General features: G+C 71.1%; 20 protein-coding genes and 1 tRNA gene. 8 read left to right on the forward strand and 13 right to left on the reverse strand.

The genetic code is table 11. The features are described from left to right. Positions 1-113 precede the first annotated feature (113 nt). The 3 genes from QNO26_RS12205 to QNO26_RS12215 are packed head-to-tail and all read right to left on the reverse strand — an operon-like array spanning position 114 to position 5787. Entirely contained in the window at positions 114-1139 is a 1026-nt protein-coding gene (locus QNO26_RS12205; RefSeq protein WP_257526402.1) for an SseB family protein, read from the reverse strand. 52 nt (positions 1140-1191) lie between these two features. Then, the gene (locus QNO26_RS12210) at positions 1192-3273 is read right to left on the reverse strand and encodes an acyltransferase family protein (protein WP_257526401.1); all 2082 of its coding nucleotides are present in this window, start codon (positions 3271-3273) and stop codon (positions 1192-1194) included. A 30-nt stretch (positions 3274-3303) separates the two neighbouring features. After that, positions 3304-5787, reverse strand: a complete 2484-nt coding sequence (locus tag QNO26_RS12215; protein ID WP_257526400.1) for an ATP-dependent helicase — start codon at positions 5785-5787, stop codon at positions 3304-3306. 75 nt (positions 5788-5862) lie between these two features. On the opposite strand from QNO26_RS12215, the gene QNO26_RS12220 reads away from it, so the two are divergent. The 3 genes from QNO26_RS12220 (at position 5863) to QNO26_RS12230 (ending at position 8096) form a co-directional block, all read left to right on the forward strand. Continuing rightward, on the forward strand, positions 5863-6267 hold the full coding sequence (locus QNO26_RS12220; RefSeq protein WP_257526399.1) for a YccF domain-containing protein: 405 nt from the start codon (positions 5863-5865) through the stop codon (positions 6265-6267). Between the two features lie 349 nt (positions 6268-6616). After that, positions 6617-6689 (forward strand) — tRNA-Met (locus QNO26_RS12225). A gap of 138 nt (positions 6690-6827) precedes the next feature. Continuing rightward, entirely contained in the window at positions 6828-8096 is a 1269-nt protein-coding gene (locus tag QNO26_RS12230; protein ID WP_257526397.1) for an MFS transporter, read from the forward strand. Positions 8097-8114: 18 nt separating this feature from the next. On the opposite strand, the gene QNO26_RS12235 is transcribed toward QNO26_RS12230, so the two are convergent. Continuing rightward, complete coding sequence (locus QNO26_RS12235; RefSeq protein WP_257526395.1) at positions 8115-8534, reverse strand: hypothetical protein; 420 nt, start codon at positions 8532-8534, stop codon at positions 8115-8117. Positions 8535-8637: 103 nt separating this feature from the next. On the opposite strand from QNO26_RS12235, the gene QNO26_RS12240 reads away from it, so the two are divergent. Beyond that, complete coding sequence (locus QNO26_RS12240) at positions 8638-9282, forward strand: MerR family transcriptional regulator (protein ID WP_257526394.1); 645 nt, start codon at positions 8638-8640, stop codon at positions 9280-9282. Positions 9283-9328: 46 nt separating this feature from the next. Here QNO26_RS12240 and QNO26_RS12245 read toward each other — a convergent pair whose 3' ends face one another. Genes QNO26_RS12245 through QNO26_RS12260 form a run of 4 tightly spaced genes read right to left on the reverse strand, consistent with a single transcriptional unit; the run spans position 9329 to position 12025 of the window. Continuing rightward, entirely contained in the window at positions 9329-9736 is a 408-nt protein-coding gene (locus QNO26_RS12245; protein WP_257526393.1) for an HIRAN domain-containing protein, read from the reverse strand. Between the two features lie 57 nt (positions 9737-9793). Beyond that, positions 9794-10015, reverse strand: a complete 222-nt coding sequence (locus QNO26_RS12250) for a CDGSH iron-sulfur domain-containing protein (protein ID WP_257526392.1) — start codon at positions 10013-10015, stop codon at positions 9794-9796. Next, on the reverse strand, positions 10012-10983 hold the full coding sequence (locus QNO26_RS12255) for a glycosyltransferase family 2 protein (protein ID WP_257526391.1): 972 nt from the start codon (positions 10981-10983) through the stop codon (positions 10012-10014). Before QNO26_RS12255 ends, QNO26_RS12250 begins: the two co-directional genes overlap by 4 nt. After that, positions 10958-12025 carry an iron-containing redox enzyme family protein gene (locus tag QNO26_RS12260; protein ID WP_257526390.1) on the reverse strand — a complete coding sequence of 356 codons (1068 nt, stop codon included), beginning with the start codon at positions 12023-12025 and terminating at the stop codon, positions 10958-10960. Before QNO26_RS12260 ends, QNO26_RS12255 begins: the two co-directional genes overlap by 26 nt. 174 nt (positions 12026-12199) lie before the next feature. Here QNO26_RS12260 and QNO26_RS12265 point away from each other — a divergent pair, with 174 nt between their 5' ends. Together QNO26_RS12265 and QNO26_RS12270 are read left to right on the forward strand one after the other, a co-directional pair. Then, a complete protein-coding gene (locus QNO26_RS12265) occupies positions 12200-12937 on the forward strand; it encodes an MBL fold metallo-hydrolase (RefSeq protein ID WP_257526389.1) in 738 nt (245 codons plus the stop codon). Positions 12938-13034: 97 nt separating this feature from the next. Then, positions 13035-13166, forward strand: a complete 132-nt coding sequence (locus tag QNO26_RS12270; protein ID WP_257526388.1) for a hypothetical protein — start codon at positions 13035-13037, stop codon at positions 13164-13166. Positions 13167-13187: 21 nt separating this feature from the next. Here the strand turns inward: QNO26_RS12270 and QNO26_RS12275 are convergent, their stop codons facing one another. Next, positions 13188-14294, reverse strand: a complete 1107-nt coding sequence (locus QNO26_RS12275) for an aromatic acid exporter family protein (protein ID WP_257526387.1) — start codon at positions 14292-14294, stop codon at positions 13188-13190. A gap of 19 nt (positions 14295-14313) precedes the next feature. After that, positions 14314-14496 (reverse strand): hypothetical protein, encoded by a 183-nt coding sequence (locus tag QNO26_RS12280; protein ID WP_257526386.1) that lies wholly within the window; start codon positions 14494-14496, stop codon positions 14314-14316. A 227-nt stretch (positions 14497-14723) separates the two neighbouring features. On the opposite strand from QNO26_RS12280, the gene QNO26_RS12285 reads away from it, so the two are divergent. Beyond that, complete coding sequence (locus QNO26_RS12285; RefSeq protein WP_257526385.1) at positions 14724-15677, forward strand: M23 family metallopeptidase; 954 nt, start codon at positions 14724-14726, stop codon at positions 15675-15677. A 161-nt stretch (positions 15678-15838) separates the two neighbouring features. Here the strand turns inward: QNO26_RS12285 and QNO26_RS12290 are convergent, their stop codons facing one another. From QNO26_RS12290 to QNO26_RS12300, 3 genes are read right to left on the reverse strand one after another with little or no spacing between them, the layout of a single operon-like run. Beyond that, positions 15839-16873 (reverse strand): ABC transporter permease, encoded by a 1035-nt coding sequence (locus tag QNO26_RS12290; RefSeq protein ID WP_257526384.1) that lies wholly within the window; start codon positions 16871-16873, stop codon positions 15839-15841. Next, on the reverse strand, positions 16870-17820 hold the full coding sequence (locus QNO26_RS12295) for an ABC transporter ATP-binding protein (protein WP_257526383.1): 951 nt from the start codon (positions 17818-17820) through the stop codon (positions 16870-16872). Before QNO26_RS12295 ends, QNO26_RS12290 begins: the two co-directional genes overlap by 4 nt. Positions 17821-17830: 10 nt before the next feature. Continuing rightward, positions 17831-18865: a glycerophosphodiester phosphodiesterase family protein gene (locus tag QNO26_RS12300; protein WP_257526381.1), complete on the reverse strand. Its 1035-nt coding sequence runs from the start codon at positions 18863-18865 to the stop codon at positions 17831-17833. A 161-nt stretch (positions 18866-19026) separates the two neighbouring features. On the opposite strand from QNO26_RS12300, the gene QNO26_RS12305 reads away from it, so the two are divergent. Beyond that, positions 19027-19929 (forward strand): Bax inhibitor-1/YccA family protein, encoded by a 903-nt coding sequence (locus QNO26_RS12305; RefSeq protein ID WP_257526379.1) that lies wholly within the window; start codon positions 19027-19029, stop codon positions 19927-19929. Positions 19930-19976 lie beyond the last annotated feature (47 nt).

The raw sequence follows: 19976 nt of genomic DNA on the forward strand, positions 1-19976 counted from the left end.
TTGTGCACGCCGCGCCGTCGGCTCGACCGGCGGGCGGCGGGCGGCGAGCGGCGAGCGGCGGTCCCAGCGCCGTCGGGTCACCCGGCGACGGGCGGGCGCGAGCGCCGGCCAGGTCAGCCGGCGAGGGCGATCACCGGCGCCAACGCCGGACGGTCGAGCATGATCCAGGGGCCGCCCGGGTCGACCACGACGCCGGTCAGCCCTTCGTCGGCGGCGATCGCCTTGCCGAGCTGCTCGGGCGAAAGGGGCACCGCACGGTCGTTGCGCCCGAGCACCGCGACCTCGAGGGGGTGCGAGAAGACCTCCAGACGGCGGCTGCCGTCGGCGGCGCGCACCTCCGAGACGCCCATGCGCTTCTCCGCGCCCGGGACCTCGCCGGCTGCCACCCACACGCGGGTGCGTGCGAGGGCCTCACCCACCGCCGCTGCCGTGGCCTCCGTGCGCTCGGCGGCGAGAAGGTTCTTGAGGGTGAACGCGGGGTCGGCGTCAGAGAGCGCCTTCTCGATCAGGGCCTTCGGCAGCACGGCGCGACGGCCGGGCGACGCGTGGTCGATGATGATGCCGGCGTACGGACCGGACACGACGTTACGCAGGACCGCCCCCGACGGCTGGCCCATCGCGGAGGTCTGCGCGTCGCCGTCGGAGCTGACGCTGTCCTGCAGCGCGTCGCCGCCCGTGAACGCGAGCAGGTACCGGTCGTCGCCCAGGGCCGAGACGGCCATCGTGAGTTCCTTGCCCTCAGCGAGCTGCGCTTTCGCATCGCCGCGGACCCGCACATAGAGGTGCCCCTGCAGCAGCTGGCGCAGCAGGGCGATGATGTCGACAGGCTGGGGCTGCTCGGGCATGGCCGCGACCGCCGCGCGCACCAGCATGTTGTCGGGAAGGCCGGGCACCGTCTCGGTGCGCGCGGGCGCCTCGGCGGGCCCGCGCAGGGTGCGTCGCGCGCCCTCGGGCAGGGGCTCGGGGGCCGGCCTGGCCGCCTTTCCGAAGGTGGACATCGAGATGTTCACCTGCGGCACGGCCTCGACCGGCGCGGCGGCATCCGGCTCGGACGTGGCAGCCTGCGCGGAAGCAGCCGGGGCCGCCGGTGCGTCGCCGTCGGTCGCAGGGTTCTTGTCGCGTCGTGAGAACAGAGCCATATGTTCGAGCGTACCGGGTGGTCTTCGGCGCCCTCCTGCCGTCAGGACGTGGTCAGTCCGCGAGGGCGCGGAGGATGCCCTGCTCGAGGTACGGAACCAGCGTGCGTGCCCAGGTCGCCGTGACGTGGTGCGCGTCACGGTACACCAGCACATTCCCGATGACCGGCGGGCACACGTTCTCGTCGCAGTAGAACTCCGTCAGGTCGACGAGCTCGGCGTTGGGCACCAGCGCGGCCGCCTCCGCATTCCCGTCTGTCCGCGCGAGTGCGTCCGCCCGAGGCCGGGCACACGCGGTCGCCGCATTCGCCAGGTTCTGCGCGACGCACGCTGCTGTCTCGGGAGTCATACCGGGGTTGTCCCGGATCGCAACGATAGGAATATCCGGGAGTGCGCTCCAGGCTTCCACCAGCCCGCGGACGGTCGCTTCATCCACCGTCTCGCCTTCCGAGGGGGTCACCGCAACCGATCCGGTATTCGTGACCACGAGAAGGTCAGGCGGGTCGCCCTGGATCCGCTCCATGATGGAGGCTCGCCACAGCCTGCAAGCGCGGCGGCTCGCCTCCGCAACAGGACGCGGTTCTGCGGCGGTGAGGTAACAGCCACCCGCCCCGGCGACTTGCATTTGCCAACCCTGCCGCTCCGCGATCGCACCATAGGCGCCGATGAGCGTGTTGTTGTGCGAGTCGCCTACGGCCAGCACTCGCATCATGGGAGCCTCCGGCTCGTGGATGGTGCAGATCTTCGCGGCACCGGTGTCGTCCGATCCCCAGCACTCCGGCAGGTTGGCGTCATCGCTGACCGCCACCGAAGGATCGGGCACCACGAGGCCGGCGAGTCGTGAGTCCTCGCAGGGCGCCAGCACGGGGTCGACCGCGGCGGCGCCGAAGCACTCAGGCGGATCGGACTCGTAGGAGGTCAGCAGGTCAGCTCGAGCCTTGTCACGCTGGTCGACGCTGACGAGTGCTGCCCCGGCCACAGCGACCACCAGGGTCATGCCCAGTGCGCTCCACAGGGCGACCGTGCGCGGGCGACGGCCGCCGAGCAGCTGTGGCGAGAAGCGCACGGGCTCCTCGATGAACCGGGTCGACAGCCACGCGAGCGCGAGCGCCGCGATCGCGATGCTCACCTTGTCCAGCGCCGACAGCGGCCTGCCCGTCGCGAAGGGGAGCAGGACGATGAGCGGCCAGTGCCAGAGGTACACCGCGTAGGAGACATGCCCCAGCAGTGCGACGGGGCGCCACCGGCCGACTCGCCCTATCGGAGACCGGGCGCCCGCCCACAGCACGAGCAGCGTCCCGGCGACCGGCAGCGCGGCCGCGATTCCCGGGAACGGCGTGTCAGCGGTGTAGAGCAGCGTCGCGGCGCCGATCATGGCGACGCCGGCCACGGACAGGGCCACCCTCATCCACCTCGGCGCCTCGACGGCGACGAACGCGAGCAGCGCACCCGCGCCGAACTCCCACGCTCGCGTGAACGAAGAGAAGTATGCGATCGAAGGGGAGTAGGCGACCAAGAACACAGAGTAGGCGAAAGACGCGACGACAGCGACCGCGACGACAACAGCCATAGCGATCTGCACCGCGCGGCGGCGGCGCCGGGCAGCGGCAACAGCGACGAGCAACAGCAGCGGCAGGACGAAATAGAACTGCTCCTCGACCGACAGGGTCCAGAAGTGCTGAGTGGGCGACGCCGCGTTGTCCATCGCGAGGTAGTCGACCGAATCCCACGCCAGGCCCCAGTTCTCGATGTACAGGACGGAGGCGATGATCTCCCGCAGGAACTGCCGCCAGTGCAGGTCCGGCACGAGCACCACCACTGCGACGGCAGTCGCGAGGAGCACCGTCAGCGAAGCGGGCAGCAGCCGGACAGCCCGTCGCGCCCAAAAGCGGGCGACGCGGATCGTGCCCGTGCGGGACGCCTCGCGGAGCAGGTGCGAGGTGATGAGGAAGCCGCTGATGACGAAGAAGACGTCGACGCCGACGAACCCGCCCTGCAGCCGATTGGGCCACAGGTGGTACAGCAGCACCGCGCCGACCGCCAGGGCGCGCAGCGCCTGGATGTCGGCGCGCAGATTCCCCTGCTCTGCGGCGGTCCGTCGCTTCGGGACGACGGCCGACGGAATCGTCACGCTCACCGAGACAGTCTAGGAGACCGGCGCCGGGGCTCAGATCTTGGTGATCGGCGCGACCTTGATCAGCAGCTTCTTCGCCCCCGCCGTGTCGAAGCGCACGTGGGCGATGCGCTTGGCGCCCTCTCCGGTGACGGTGTCGACGCGGCCCTCGCCGAAGTCGTCGTGGCGGATGCGGTCCCCGGCGGCGAGCTCGAGGTCGCCGTTGTCGCGCACCTTGGCCGTCACGCGGTTCGGGAACCGGCTGGGGTCGGTGACGCGAGCCGAGCGCCCGAGCGGCACCAGATCATCGCCGTAGCGCGATCCGCCCCCGAAGCCCCCCGATGACCCGGATCCGCCGCCGGGTCGTCGCGCGTTGAGCGCCCGCGACTGGCTTCCGCCGCGCGAGTTGACGTCGCCGGGCGACTGCCGCCAGTTCACCAAACCGGCCGGGATCTCCTGCAGGAAGCGGCTCGGCATGGCCGCCGAGACCTCCCCGAACTGCGCACGCGTCATCGCCAGCGACAGGTACAGCCGGCGTCGGGCCCGGGTGATGCCGACGTAGAACAGCCGGCGCTCCTCCTGCGGCCCGCCGGGCTCCCCCGCGGAGATGCGGTGCGGGATGAGGTCCTCTTCGACACCGGTGATGAAGACCGTGTCGAACTCCAGGCCCTTGGCCGTGTGGAGGGTCATCAGCGACACGGAGCCGGAACCGTCATCGAGGTCGTCGGCATCCGATACCAGGGCGACGTCGGTGAGGAAGTCGAGGATCGTGCCCTCCGGGTTGTTGCGGGCGAACTCGCGGGCCACGGCGACGAATTCGTCGAGGTTCTCCACGCGCGCTTCGTCCTGCGGGTCCTTGCTGCGCCGCAGCGCGTCGAGGTAGCCGCTCTTGTTCAGCAGCAGCGTCAGCCCCTGCGGGATCACCGACGGCGGCGGCAGTTCCCCGGAGGTGGGGAGCATGAGGGCGGATGCCTCGGCCAACACGGCGTCCAGCTGCGAGATGGCGGTCTGGAGCTTCGGCCCCACGCCGAGCGCGGAGGCGTTGGCGAGCGCGTCGCGGAAGGTGATCTGCTCCTCGGCGGCGTAGCGGGCGATGGCCGTCTCGGTGACGTCTCCGATGCCCCGGCGAGGACGGTTCAGGATGCGGCGCACCGCCATCTCGTCGGCCGGGTTGGCGACCGCGGTGAGGTAGGCCAGGGCGTCCTTGATCTCGGCACGCTCGTAGAACTTCGTGCCGCCCATGATCTTGTACGGCACCGCCGAGCGGATGAAGATCTCCTCCAGCGCTCGGGACTGCGAGTTGGTGCGGTAGAACACGGCCATGTCGGAGTAGCCGACGCCGGCCTTGCGCACCCGCTCGATCTCGTCAGCGACGAACTGCGCCTCGTCGTGCTGCGAATAGCCGGTGAAGCCGACGATCTGCTCACCCTCGCCGACATCAGTCCACAGCTTCTTCTCCTTGCGGTCGAAGTTGTTGCCGATGACGGCGTTCGCCGCGGAGAGGATGTTCTGCGTGGAGCGGTAGTTCTGCTCGAGCAGCACCACCTCCGCGCCGGGGAAGTCGCGCTCGAACTCGCTGATGTTGCGGATGTCGGCGCCGCGGAAGGCGTAGATGGACTGGTCCGAGTCACCGACCACGGTGAGCGACGCACCCTCGAGCCCGGGGCCGTTCGCCGCCGGCTCGGGCTCGAAGATCATCATTCCGCCGGCGGAATACGGCTCGGCGCCGCTGGCGCCGGACACCGGACGGGTGAGTTCGCGGATGAGCGAGTACTGAGCGTGGTTGGTGTCCTGGTACTCATCGACGAGGATGTGGCGGAACCGGCGGCGGTAGACGTCGGCGACGTGCGGGAAGGCGCGGAACAGGTAGACGGTCTGGGCGATGAGGTCGTCGAAGTCGAACGCGTTCGCTCGCCGCAGCGAACGCTCGTAGTCGGCGAACACCTCGACGAAGACGCGCTCGGCGGGGTCGTTCATGTTCGCCTGCCGCGCGTAGGACTCGGCGTCGGCCAGCTCGTTCTTGAGCTTCGAGATCTTGCCCTGCACCGCAGCGGGAGTGAGTCCGAACGCGTCGGCCTCGTGCTGCTTCACGAGGCGCTTGATGAGCGCTCGGGAGTCGCCGGAGTCGTAGATGCTGAAGGAGCTCCTGAAGCCGAACTGCTCGGCCTCGCGGCGGAGGATGCGCACGCAGGCGGAGTGGAAGGTGGAGATCCACATGCCCTTGGATGCCTCACCGACCAGCTGCCCCACGCGCTCGCGCATCTCGCCGGCGGCCTTGTTGGTGAAGGTGATCGCGAGGATCTGGCTCGGCCAGGCTTCACGATTGCGCAGCAGCGAGGCGATACGGTGCGTCAGCACACGGGTCTTGCCCGACCCGGCGCCGGCGACGATGAGCAGGGCCGGCCCGCGATAGGTCACGGCACGGCGCTGCGGCTCGTTGAGCCCCCGCAGCAGATCGTCGTCCTCCCGCGGTCCAGCATCGCCGACGATCACGGGAACGGATGCCGCTTCGCGCGCGGCCGGAGCAGAGTCGGTCATGTCCTCTCAAGTCTAGGCGCGCACCCCGACACCGGCCTGGGCGCCTCCCCAGGGCGGTAATGGGAGAATCGTCGCGTGCGCACCCTCCTGAACATCATCTGGCTGGTCCTCGCCGGATTCTGGCTGTTCCTCGGCTACCTCGCCGCGGGTGTCGTCCTGTGCGTGCTGATCGTGACGATCCCCTGGGGCATCGCCTCATTCCGCATCGGACTGTATGCGTTGTGGCCCTTCGGTCGCACCGTCGTCGCGAAGCCCACCGCCGGCAGCTGGTCGTTCCTCGGCAACGTGGTGTGGGTGCTCGTCGCGGGCATCTGGCTCGCGCTGGGGCACATCCTCTCGGGCATCGCCCTGTGCATCACGATCATCGGCATCCCCCTCGGCATCGCGGACTTCAAGATGGTGCCGGTGTCGCTCGCGCCCCTGGGCAAGGAGATCGTCTCCACCCGTGTGGGCGCGTTCGACCGCGCCGTCGCGCGCTGACGTCTCCGGACCGCCGGGCGCTCATCGATCACCACCGACCGCTGCAGCGGTCGACCCCGCCGCCACCGCCTGAGCGTCGCCGCGGGGAAGCCGCGTGCGGCTCGGGCCAGCGGTTCTTCGATACCGCGCCGAGCACAACGTCGCCGATTCGCACTCGGTCGCGTCGGATTCGCCCCCTCCGCCCCCGGGCCGAGGGATCCTGACGACGTTGTGCACGCCGATCCCGGGCGGCCGCCGTCCCCCGTCAGAGGTACCTGCCCGGCGGGCCGTCCGTCACGCACCGTCACACGCCGCCACCGACCGCAACAAGCCGACCCCGTGTCGGCGCGAGCGCCTAGCGTGGGGTCATCGCGGCGATCCGGGTGGTCCCGGGCACCGGCTCATACCCGGGTGCGTTGCGGGTTCGACTCCCGCCGTCGCGTCGAGCCGGCGAGCGACCCCTCAGCGCGCGAAATGCGCCATTCCGACGGCGGTAGGGTGTTCTTCCGCCCTACGCCACGCGCGCCTGTCACCGCGCTGCGAGGTCATGCTCACCGGCGAACATCCCTAGGAACGGCCACATGTCCCCGCTCGGCGAACTGATCGCGCCCCGGCGTCTCGGCCGCGACTTCCGCTGGCTGCTCGCGTCGTCGTGGACGAGCAACATCGGCGACGGCATCGCCCTGTCGGCGGCGCCGCTGCTGCTCGCGTCGCTGACCTCGTCACCGCTGCTCGTGGCGGCGGGCGCGATGATGCAGTTCCTCCCCTGGCTGCTGTGCGGCCTGGTGGCCGGCTCCATCGCCGACCACCATGACCGGCGCCGGCTGGTCATGGTGGCCAACGGCTCGCGGGCGGTGATCGTCCTGGGCCTGGTGGTCTTCCTCGCCACCGGCCAGGTCACGGTCGCGGTCGTGCTCGCTTCGGCGTTCCTCTACGGCACCGCGGAAGTCTTCGCCGACACCGCCGGCAGCACCCTCATGCCCATGCTGGTGCGCCCCGGCGACCTCGGCATCGGCAACGCCCGTCTGCAGGCCGGCTACCTCGTCGGAAACCAGCTGGCGGGTCCGCCGCTGGGGGCCTTCCTCTTCGCGCTCGGGTCGTTCTGGCCCTTCCTCATGCAGATCGTGTGCGTGAGCCTGGCGGTCGTGCTCATCTCGCGCATCGCTCGCACTCCGGTGCCGGCGAAGGACGAGCCGACGACGGATGCCCCGAAGGTGCACCCCATCCGGGAGGGGCTGCAGTGGCTGCGTGCCCACCCGCCCGTGCGCACGCTCGTGGTCATCATCCTGGTGTTCAACGTGACGTGGGCGGCGCCCTGGAGCATCCTCGTGCTCTACGCGACCGAGCACCTCGACATGGGCGCCGTCGGCTTCGGCGCGCTGACGACCGCCTCCGCCATCGGCGGCCTGGCGGGCACGGCATGCTTCGGCTGGCTGGAGCGCCACGTCTCGTTCGCGACGCTCATGCGCGTATGCCTCTCCCTCGAAGTGCTCATGCACCTCGCGTTCGCGCTCACGACGATCCCCGCCGTCGCCTTCATCATCATGTTCGGCTTCGGTGCCTACGCCTTCATCTGGGGCACCATCTCCACCACCGTGCGCCAGCGGCTGGTGCCGCTGCATCTGCAGGGCCGCATCGCCTCGGTGAACATGGTGGGGGTCTTCGGCGGCCTCGTGATCGGCCAGCTTCTCGGCGGGCTGATCGCCCAAGGGTGGGGGCTCACCGCCCCGTGGTGGTTCGCCTTCGGCGGCTCCGCCATCACGCTGCTGCTGGTGTGGCGCTCGATCTCCCACATCGCCGCCGCGCGGCCGGTGCTGGGCGAGCCGGACCGCGACGACGACGCGGCGTAGCCGGTCGCGGCCGGCACCTCACGCCGCAGCGCTCGCGGCGGCGGAGATCAGGCCGATGCCGGTGGCGATCAGCCCCACGGCGAGCACGCCCGCTCCCAGCCAGACCAGGGCGATGGCGCGTCCTGGCCGTTGCGGGTCCGTCCCGAGCACGGACAGGAAGAACCCCGCCGGCATCAGGATCGCGGAGACCAGCACGCCGGTCGGCCCGACCCCCGCCCAGGGCTCGCCCACACCGGCGGCCTGGCTGAGCAGCAGCATCACGAGACCGAGGATGACCAGCACCCCGGCGTGGGCGTGCCCGGCACGGAAGAACGTGGACTGCAGGACGTTCGCCCGCTTCTGCCCCCGCACGATCCGCAGCATGAGCACGCCGCCGGTCTCGATGGTGACGATGGTCAGCACGACGATCCCTGCCGTGAGGCTCGCTCCAGCGTCCATGACACCCTCCTTGGTTGGATAGTTCAACTCCCCATTATTGGATAGTGATACTCTCCAACTGTCAACCCCCCTCCTTCACTCCTTCGATACAGAGGTGCTCACGATGCGGATCTCCGAGTTGGCGCGTGCGGCGCGTGTTCCCCTGGCGACCGTGAAGTTCTATCTGCGCGAGGGCGTCCTCCCGCCTGGCCACGCCACCAGCGCGACCCAGGCGACGTACGACGAGACCCACCTCCAGCGCCTGCGCCTGATCCGTTCCCTGCTCGAAGTCGGCGGTCTTCCGCTGGCCAAGGTGCGAGCCGTGCTCGACGTCGTCGATACCCCGGGACCCGATCCATACGCCGCGGTCGGTCACGCGATGGCCGCACTCCCCCCGTACGTCGCGGCGCCGACTCCTTCCTCACGGGCGACGTCGCTGCTCGACGCGATCGGTCTCGCCTATGACCCCGATGCCGCGGCCGTCGCCCAACTCGACGCGGCGCTGGCCGGCCTCGAGGCCGCCGACCGCCCGCTCAGCACGGAGACCGCGCGACGCTACGCGGCGCAGATCCGCGTCATCGCCGAGCGCGAGGTCGGCTCCGTCGAGGGCGACGGCACGCGCGACCTGGCCACCGTCGTGCAGGACATCGTGCTCGGCACCGTGCTGATGGAGCCGGTCATCCTCGCCCTGCGCCGACTGATGCATGCCTCGCTGTACCGCGAATTCCTTCGCGACGCCCCTCAGCAGATGGGCGAGGAGAGCACCTGATCGCGAGCAGGATGCTCAGCTGATCGGACGACCTCTGGTCTGGCCGTCAGGTGGCGCTGTAGGAACCGACGAAGTCGCGCAGCGCGTGCTCTTCGGGCAGTTCGACCCAGAGCCTGCTGCTGCCCGCGGTGGAGCCCAGGCCGTTGACCACGGCGGCGCCGCCCAGGTCGTCGAGCAACTGCGCGATGTCGGCGGCATACGCGTCGGCGACGTATCCGACGCCGCGCCCGCGTGCGTAGACGGCGATCGCCGAGGCATCGCGACGGTTGCCGGGCTCGCGGCGCAGCACGTACATGCGGTCCCCGGCATGCGAGCGCTCGTGGTCATCCGCGAGGAAGTGGGTGCGCTCCACCCGAGCGCGGGTCGATTCGAGTCCGCGCAGATCGGGGAGGGCGGCGTGCTCGTGGGCGCGCAGCGACAGCAGAGAGCGGACGTGTTCCCACCAGACAGACATTCCGATCAGGTTATCGAAAGTGCCCTGGGAAACCGCCGGTGCGGTGGTGGGCGCCGTCTACCGCTCCGCATCGGCGGGCTCCGGCGACGTCGTGAACCCGATGAGCTTGTGCGTGCCGTCGCACCACGGCTTGATCGCCGACACGCCGCAGCGGCAGAGCGCCACCGTGCGCCGCGGCTGACGGATCTCCTCCCCCGCCTCATCACGGAAGACGACGTCTCCACGGACGACCAGGGGCCCGTCGGGATAGGGGGTGATGGTGGGCTCTCGGCCGGTCATGCTGTCCTCCTCAGTGCGCGCAGCGGTGTGGCCGCGCGAAGAATACGGGCGTCGCGATAGCGGACGCCGCCGCGCAGTCGCAGCGCCGCCGCTATCCAGACGGTGACGGTGCGCTCCGCCGCCCAGGCGACGGCCCACAGGGTGTCGGTCCTGCGGAACCACGTCCGCCCGCCTCCACGGACGCGCCCCACCTCGGCGAGCGCGACGACCACAAGGGCCACCGGCACCAGCACCCGTGCGCCGCCCACCCTGACCAGCAGCGCGAGGGCCGGCAGCAGCGCCAGCTCCCGCACGAGGCGCACCGGCTGCGCGAAATCGTCGTAGGCCTGCCGCACGCGCTGCTCGAAGAAGCGATTCACGCTCGACGGCCGACGCGGAACGTACAGATCGGATGCCACGTCGACCCGGCCGCCGGCAGCGCGCACGGTGCGCTCCAACTCCAGATTCTCGAACAGCACGTCGGTGTCGTAGCGGCCGTGCGGCAGAACACTGCGGCGCACGGCCACCGTGCCGCAGAAGTCTCCGCCCAGGGCGCGGTTGAGCAGGGTGCGCCCCGTGTCCCAGCGCGCGTGCCACGGCGCGGGGACGAAGACGTTCTGAGGACGCACGAGCTCGGCTCGGTCGAGTCGGTCGAGCGCCTCGGCCAGTTGCTCCCGGCCGTACCGCACGTCGTCGTCGGCGATCACGACCTTGTCGTGGCGGGCCAGGCCGAGACCGGTGACTGCGCCGCAGGCCTTGCCGTTGGCGCCCGAGACGGCCGGGGGCACATGGCGCAGGAACGGCCACGCGCGGGCGTGGGCCTCGAAGACGGCGACCTCCGACCCATCCACGACTGTCACGTCGATCATGGACGCCAGTGGCAGGAGGTATTCCGTCAACTCCCGAAGTCCGGCGTCATCGCTCCACCGCAACGGCAGCACGTACTCGCCGTGCAGCCGATCCTCAGTCGGTGGCTGTCCGGCGCTCATGCCATTCCTCGCGCAGCGCGCTCCGCCCCTGCTGCCAGGCGTGCAGGATGTGATCGCCTGCCCAGCCGTCGACCGTGAGGCAGGCCGCCGCGCCGAAGAGGATGTCCGGCAGCAGGTCGGGTTCGTCTTCGGCGAGCGCTCCGGCGAGGTCGCGTCCGGCGATCTGCTCGTGCACGGCGTCCGCCTCGACGTGCTCGTCGAAGTACGCCGTGACGTCCTCACCGAATCCGGCACGCCGGAATCCGTCGCCGTAGTGCTTGTTGGGGATGGACGACGTCATCTCGAAGGCCGCGAGGTGCCCGACGATGGCCCCACGCAGGCGCCGGTTCAGCCCGAACATGGACATCATGTTCAGCGACGCCAGAGTGACCGCCGGCACCGCGTCGACGTACGCGCCGTACGTGTCGTCGAGGCCGGCGCCGCGCATCGTCGCGGCGAAGATGCCGGCGTGGGCGCGGTCGGGGTCGCCGCTGCCGTACTCGTCGAACTGGATCTCCATCATCGCCGCCTTCGCGCGGCCGGTCAGGCGCGGCACCGCCCACGAGTGCGGGTCGGCCTCGCGCAGAGTGTAGATGCTGCGGTGCATGAGGAATTCCTGCAGCTGCGCGACGGATGCCGTCTTGGCCACGTACCTTGCCAGGCTCGGACCGGGCGTGGGTGCCGTGAGGGAGAACAGCAGCCGCGCGACGGCGTCGACGGTGGGCTCGGGCTGCGCCGGCACCGGCACCTCGCGGCGCAGCTGCGCCTCGAACGCGTCCTCCAGCAGCCGACGAGCGGCGAGCAGGCCCAGGTCCCACTCGCGAGCGACCGGAAGATCCGGCAGCGACCCGTAATGGAGGGAGGAGAGAAGAAACAGCGACAGCTGCACGTCATCGTCGCGGACGACATCGTCGGCGAGGGCGAGGGCTGCGGCGGCCGCCTCGGGGGCGCCGGCCGCGGATGTGGCGTCGTCGGCCAGCAGCTCGAGGATCTCTCGGCTGAGCGGACCGCGTGCCGCGGGCCGGGCGGAGGTGTGCGGCTCAGCGGGGGCGTGAAGGGTCATCGTGGTTCCCGTCGGTGCGAGTGGCGACGCCCAGCATCGCAAGAACCGGGCGGCACCCGCATTCGCTTGACGCCCCGCCGTCGACTCGCTATCGCCGCCGCGCGTCGCTAGCACCGCGTCCGGCCCGAGGACAACCCTCTCCCCGCGCGCACCGGCCCCGGCCAGCCTGGGCGCATGTCGCCGCACACCCCGGTCCGGGCGGAGGTCGCTCCCGGCATCCATCGCCTCAGCCGCGCCCACGTGAACTGCTACCTCATCCACACCGACGACGGACTTCCGGGGATGTGGCGGGACCTGGTCGCGCTGCTCGCCGACCTGGGCGCGACCCCCGGCGACATCGATGCCGTCGTGCTCACCCACGGCCACTTCGACCATGTCGGCATGTCCCGTCGCCTCGCGACCGATCACGGTGTGCGCCACCTCGTGCACGAGCGCGACCGTCGCCTCGCGCGGCATCCCTACCGGTACCGCCATGCCGCCGCTCGCTGGGTCTACCCGTTCCGCCACCCGCGCGCGATCCCCGTCATCTCCCGCATGGCTGCGGCGGGGGCGCTCGGCATCCGGGGCGTCGACGCGACGGGGACGATCATCCCGGGCACCCCGCTGGACCTACCCGGCCACCCGGTCCCGGTCTTCACCCCCGGCCACACCGATGGCCATTGCGTGCTGTTCCTTCCGGAGCAAGGGATGCTGCTGTCGGGAGATGCTCTGGTCACCCTCGATCCGTACACCGGGCGCACCGGCCCCCGGATCGTGGCAAACGCGGCGACGGCCGATCCGGATGCCGCGCTGGCCTCCCTCGCCGCACTGGCGGAGACCGGCGCCGCCGCCGTGCTCCCCGGTCACGGCGAGGCGTGGGCGGAGGGGGCTGCTGCCGCGGTCGCGCACGCGCGCCGGGTCGGCGCTTCCTGACGGCGGTACTCCCGCTCCGCGGCCACGTCAATCCCTTCCCGGACCCCGCGGCGCGTGCCTACGGTCGTGGCATCCATCCCGATAAAAGGAGGACACGATGACCGAAGAGACCGGACACCCCAGCCAGGCCGAAGGCGACGACCCGGACCGCCCCAGCGACGCCGCGCAGGACGAGGGCGCCACCGGCCACCCTTCGCAGGCCGAGGGTGAAGACACCGACGACGCCTAGAGCACCCGACGACCCGACCGCTCAGCCCGACACCGACTCCGTCGGCCGGCACAGCTGCACAATGCGGCTGAGATGACCGGCCACCGCGACGGCGGGATCGGGCTGGGTGGGGTCGGAGGGCGACCGGCCGGCGACGGCGTGCGTGTAGCTGCCCACGGCGGATGCCGCCGACGTCGCAGCCGCCGCTGCCTCCGGCCCATCGGGCACGTCGGCGAGCAGTCCGCCGCAGGCGCGCAGGGCGGCCGCGAGCGCGCGGCCCGTGACGGCGTCGGTCCCGATACCCGGGTGCTGGGCAAGCACCTCGGTCACCTCCCGCACGAGCAGCGTCACGCGCTCCAACGTCGCCCATGCCTGCTCGGCATCCTCGCGCTCGCCGACGCGTCGACGACCGCGCGGGTTCGCCCGGGCGCTTCGGGCCGCTTCCCGCACGCCCTCCGCGACCGACGCCGCCAGCGAGCCGAGCTCGTCGGCATCACGACCGAGGCGCTCGGGATCCAGCCCGCCGGCGTCCGCCTCGTCGGCGATCCGCTCGAGCTCCCCTGCCAGGCGTGACCGCAGCTGCGAGAGCTGCGCCCCGGCCTCGCGCAGATACAGCGGTGGCAGCAGCACGTAGTTGGCCACGACCCCGACCAGCACGCCGAACGCGATCGTGACGATGTACGAGGTCGAGAACTCGTCCGCATGCCGTCCGCCCAGGAGCAGCACGAACAGGCCCGCGATCGCGATCCAGTCGCGCCCGGCCCCGAGTCGGCGGATGCCGCCCAGCGCGACCCCCGCCCCGATCACGAGGGCGACGGCCACCAGGCCGGGCGCCCCGGCGTACAGGGCGGTCAGCGCGCCGAAGCCGAGCAGGATGCCGAGGGCGAGTCCCCCGAGGGCTTGCATCCCGGCCCGGGCGGAGTCGGCGACTGTCGGGTACATGCTCACGAGCACACCCATCGGCGCGTAGTACGAGTACTCCGCGTCGGCGAACGGGACGTACGGCGCGAGATACCACGCGACCGCGGCGGCGACGGCGGTCTTCGCCGCCAGCAGCAGGCGTGACAGCGCAACGACCTCGCCGCCTGCGGTGCGCAGCGACGCGACCAGCGCGGGGCGACGAGCGGTTCGTGAGGAGGTGTGCGTCACCTCCTGGGCACCCGCCGCCTCAATCGTCCGCGCCGGCGATGGTCTCGCCGTCGTCGTCGAGCGGCACGGGCCGCTCCTCATCGGGCACCGGAACGGGCAGCCCGGTCTCGGGGTCCACAGGACGGTCGTCGTCGATGAAGGGGATGGGGAGTCCGGTGTGCGGGTCGGTGAGACCCTCGCCATCGGGGATGGACAAGCTCATGTCGTGCTCCTTTCCTCCCGCACAGCATGCGCCCCTGCGGGACCAGACGCATCCGGTTGACTGCAGATCAAGGCCCCGCTATGCAAGCTCAAAGGCTCCGTTCAGGTTGACCGTGACAAGATCGTTACTCAACACGCGCCCGCAATCACGCGGAATACCCGAAACCCGACCATGCGCCGACCCGAACGGCGCCGACCCGAGGGCTCCCCCGAGCCCAGAGGAATCGTTTGTCCCAGTCCCACATCTCCTCAGCATCCAACCGCCGCGCTTCTCGTCTCGCCGCAGCGGCACAGCAGGTCCGCACTCGTCGGAATCCGCAGTGGACGGCACGCACGGTGCTCACGGCGGTACGCGCCCGGATCGCCAGCACCCGCGCCTCGCTCGCAGAGCCTGCCGGCCGTCGCCGCGCACTGCAGGGGACGTTCGCGATCACCATCGCCCTCAGCATGGCGACCACGGTTGCTCTTCCCGCGATGGCGCTGGCTCCGCTGAACACGACCATCGCCGCTCAGCCCATCTCGGCCGGCGCCACCGCGGCGACCGAGAACCTCGCCGCGGCCACAGCCGCCGAGCCGATGGCGACACAGTCGCTGGTCGTGGCATCCGATGAGGAGGACGTGACCTTCGAGCGCGCGTCCTACTCCGCCACGACACCGCAGGAGATCGAGGCGGCCGCCGCCGCGAAGGCGGCGGAGGCCGCACGCCAGGCCGAACTCGAGCGCGCCCGGCTCGCCGCGCAGATCGCGGGCGGCAACCTGGCCTCTGTCTCGTCCGCTCTGCCGGTCGTCGGCGCCAGCGGCGTGACGCGGCCGCTGCCCTTCTTCAACAACTTCGGCACCCCCTATGCGGGGCACCGCGGCGTGGACTACATGGTCGGCGCCGGCACCCCCATCATGTCGATCGCCGACGGCGTCGTGATCGAGTCGTCGGAGAGCGGCCCCGGCTGGGGCGTCTACGTCAAGATCGCCCACAACATCAACGGCGTGAGCGTCACGTCGCTGTACGCCCACATGACCTACGGCACCCGCACGGTGCAGGTCGGCGACCGCGTGTCCGCCGGACAGGTCATCGGTCAGGTCGGCGAGACCGGCCGCGCGTTCGGCGCCCACCTGCACCTCGAGGTGCAGGTCAACAACAGCTACGTCAACGGCGAGAGCTGGCTGCTGGCCAACGGCGTCTGACCCGCCCTCACCGCACCGAGCGGTGAGACGACATCTGGCGGCCGAGACGATGGGTACCACCCACGGTCTCGGCCGCCAGTTGCAGTTTCAGCGTGCGCCGGCGCGTGCGGGACGGCGCGCGGCCGCGGCGCGGCGAGAGGCGGCGGCGCGGCGAGCGGCGGTCAGGCGATGCGGGTGCCGCGCGGCAGGGCGCGGGCGGGCGTGCGGGTGCGGCGGTACGCCCACGCCATGAGCGCGCCGGCCAGCACCACCTGCACGCCGAGCCCGACGAACCAGCTCGGCACCGTACCCTCGACCATGTCCCGCCCGCTCGTCTGCTCATCTCCCACCGCCGGGGCGCACTCGTCGTACGTGCGTTCCAGCTCGGGCGGCTGCTGGATCGAGCGCACCGCGAGCTTGAGGGCGCCGAAGAGGTCGGGCGGCCAGCCGTTGCGGTCGTACTGCAACGGGATCGCATCGGCGAGGACGACGAACGGGTTGGCCGCCAGCAGCCACCACACGGTGTCGGGCCGGGGGATCTCGTAGGTGGTCGTCTCCCAGTCGTCGCTGCAGGTCACCCCGGTGTCGGTGTAGTCCACCACCACGCGATAGGAGGAGACCACCTCGCTGCGCACGCTGAACGACACCAGCGCCACGGCGATGGGCGTTCCGATGACCAGCGCGGCCACCACGAGATAGGTGGTGGCCACGGAGAAGAGCGGTCGGGCGAGGATGCCGCTGAGCGCTGTGCCGATGGCGGCGACGACGCCGATCTCGATCACCAGGATGAGAAGCGACACGAGCACCGTCACGGGGTTCACCCCGCCCGCGAGCGTGGCGATCACGAGGAAGGGCACCGCGACGACGGCGAACGCCAGCCCGGTCGCCCAGGCGGCGAGGAACCGGCCGACGAGGATCTCGCCGGTCGTGGCGAGCGTCACCTGCACCGGGGCGAGGGTGGCGGCATCCCGGTCGCCGTTGATGGAGTTGCCGCTGAGGGTCGGTGAGACCAGCAGCGTCAGCAGCAGGGTGACCAGCACCACGGTCGAGTAGACGCCGGCACCCCGGTCGCCGCTGCCGCTCCACGCGAGGAAGGACAGCGCGGTCACGCCGATCAGCAGCAGGGCGAACACCCCCAGCAGCACATACCAGGCGACCGAGCGCATGCGCTGGATGAGCTCGAGACGCACGAGCGTCCGGATGCGTCTGACGTTCATGCCGCTCCTCCCGGGGTTCCCGGCTGCTCACGCAGATCCAGGAAGGTGTGCTCGAGCATCCCCGTGGCGGCGGAGAACTCCGCTACGGGGAGCCCTGCCGCGACCAGTGCGGCGAGCCCGCGCGCGGCATCCGCGTCGGAAGCGAATCCGACCAGCACATCACGTCGATCGGTCGGGAGGATGCCGGCGTCGAGCCCCAGCGCGGTGGCCACCGGCAGCACAGCGGCGATGCCGTCGCGGTCGGCCAGGCGCACCCGCCAGGTGCGCGTCCGCGAAGCGGCGGCGGCCACCCGGTCGGCGGTCACCGTCTCGCCGGCGACGAGGAACACCGCGTCGTCGATGACCTCCTCGAGCTCGGAGAGCACGTGGCTGGAGATCAGCACGGTGCGCCCCTCGGCGGCGAAGCGGCGCAGCAGCACGCGCAGGTCGATGCGGGCCTGGGGGTCGAGTCCCGATGCGGGCTCGTCCAGCAGCAGCACGTGAGGGTCGTGCACGAGAGCGCGGGCGAGCCCCAGCTTCTGCTTCTGCCCGCGCGACAGCACGCGTGCGGGGGCATCGGCGAGGTCCTCGAGCCCGAGCTCGCGCAGCAGCTCCGCCGCACGCGCCTTCGCCTGCGCCCGCGGCAGGTCGTACAGCTCACCGGTGACCGCGATCGTCTCCCGGGCGGTGAGCGCCGGCCATGCCCCGAGGGCGTCCGGCATCCACCCGAGCAGGCGCCGGGCCGCGGCCGGATCGGAGATGGGATCGACGCCGCCGATGCGCACCTCGCCCGCGTCGGGGGCGAGAAGCGAGGCCAGCATCAGCATGAGGGTCGTCTTGCCGGAGCCGTTGGGCCCGACCAGGCCCGTCACCGCCCCAGCCCGCGCCTGCAGCGTCACGTCACGCACCGCGTGCACGTCGCCGAACGATCGGCGCACGCCGCGCGCCGTGATTCCCGGGTTGGTCACAAGGCCGACCCTAGTGGAGCGGCCGTTGCGCCCCGTCATCGCGCAGCGCCGACACGCCCAGGTCGGGGTGGTCCACGAACACCCCGTCGACGCCGGCATCCACCAGCTCGCGCCACTCCGCCTCGTAGTCACCCCACGCGGCCTTGCCCCCCGGCCCGCGGTGACGCCGGGCGAGGAAGGCGTTCTCGGGTCGGGCCGTCCACGTGAACACCGTGAGCCCGCGGCTTCGCGCGTCGGCGACGAGCGTGGGAGCCCCGGGCGGGCGATCGCGCCGGTCGGGGTCGAGGATCATCCGCTTGTCGACGCTGATGCCGTCGACCTCGCCCCTCAGCCCCTCCAAACCCGCGGATGAGGACAGGTCCCGATAGGTGGGCGCAGCACGCCCCGACGCCACGACCAGATCGAAAGGGCTCCCCGTCGCCTCAAACAACAGCACGTACCGCGCGCGGATGCCGGTGGCGCGCAGCTGCGCGAGGGCAGTGGGCTCGAAGGACTCCACGATCAGCGGCAGCCGGCCCTCCGCCCACCCCGCCGCCTGCAGCTCGCCGGCGATGAGCTCGGCCAGGTCCCACCCGAGCGCCGACATGTAAGTGGCGTGCTTCACTTCGAGCACCACGCCGATCTCGCGCCCCTGATCCTCGGATGCCGCACGCACGAGGTCCAGCACGTCGCGCAGGGTCAGCACCGGCTGGGTGTCATCGAAGCTCGCGCTGGCCGGGCGCAGCGCCGGCAGACGCTCGCGGCAGCGCAGGCCTGTCAGCTCCTCGGCGGTGAAGTCCTCGGCGAACCAGCCGGTCAGCCTCTCACCGTCCACGCTCTTCGTGGTGCGTCGCGCGGCATACTCCGGGCGGTCGGCGACGTCGGTGGTGCCGCCGATCTCGTTCTCGTGCCGCACGATGAGCACGCCGTCGCGGCTGACCACGACGTCGGGCTCGACGGCATCCACCCCGAGTTCCAGGGCCAGCGCATAGGAGGACCGGCTGTGCTCGGGGCGGTAGCCGGGCGCACCGCGGTGGCCGATGACGAGCGGGCGGGGACGGGGCACCCGCTCAGGCTACGCGCGGGGCGCCGCTCACAGCCCGGGCATCCGACGTTCCATGCTCGCTCTCAGCGATATGCAAGACCACCCCACGGGCGTGTCGGATACTGTGGAGACACACAGCACGGCGCTGTGTCACCTATCCCGACTTTGGAGTGTGAGAGCACGTGGCCCTCAACAACCCCGCATTCGCCAACCCGGCGTTCCAGGAGCAGCGTCCCGGTCTGACGCCGCCCGCCGCTCCGGGCGCCGCTACCTCGTACGCCGCCGCCCAGCACCAGGGCGTCGACGTCGCCGCCCAGGCTCAGATGGAGGGCATGTACGCCGCTCCGTCCGCCGGGGCCGTCGAAACCGATCGCATGACCGTCGAGGACACCGTCGTCAAGACGGTCGGCCTCTTCGGCATCCTCGTCGCCGCCGCCGTCGTCGGCTGGATGTGGACCCTGTCGCCGCTGCCCAACAGCGCCCCGACGATGATGCCGTGGATCATCGGCGCGCTCGGCGGCTTCGTGCTGGCGATGGTCGTCATCTTCACGTCGCGCAAGAAGATCCGCCCCGGCCTGATCTTCGCCTACGCGGCCTTCGAGGGCCTGTTCGTCGGTGGCATCTCGGCGTACTTCGAGTTCGTCTTCCCCGGCATCGTCATGCAGGCGACCCTCGCCACCCTCGCGGTGGTCGGCGTCACGCTGGCCCTCTTCGCCAGCGGCAAGGTGCGCGCGTCGAAGAAGGCCACCAAGATCTTCATGATCGCGATGATCGGCTACCTCATCTTCTCGCTGCTGAACGTCGTGCTCATGCTCACGAACGTCATCCCCGAGGACATGATGTTCGGCGCGCGCAGCATGCCGAGCCCGCTCTTCGGCATTCCGTGGGGCGTCCTCCTCGGTGTGGTCGTGGTCATCCTGGCCGCGTACTCGCTGGTGCTCGACTTCGACCAGGTGCAGCAGGGCGTGCGCAACGGCGCTCCCCGCCAGTTCGCCTGGATGGGTGCCTTCGGCATCATGGTCACCGTCGTGTGGCTGTACGTCGAGATCCTGCGGATGCTCGCCATCCTGCGCGGCAACGACTGACACCTCGCATCACGAAGGGGCCGTCCCACCGGGGCGGCCCCTTCGTC

This window comes from Microbacterium sp. zg-Y1090 (assembly GCF_030246945.1).
GTDB lineage: Bacteria > Actinomycetota > Actinomycetes > Actinomycetales > Microbacteriaceae > Microbacterium > Microbacterium wangruii.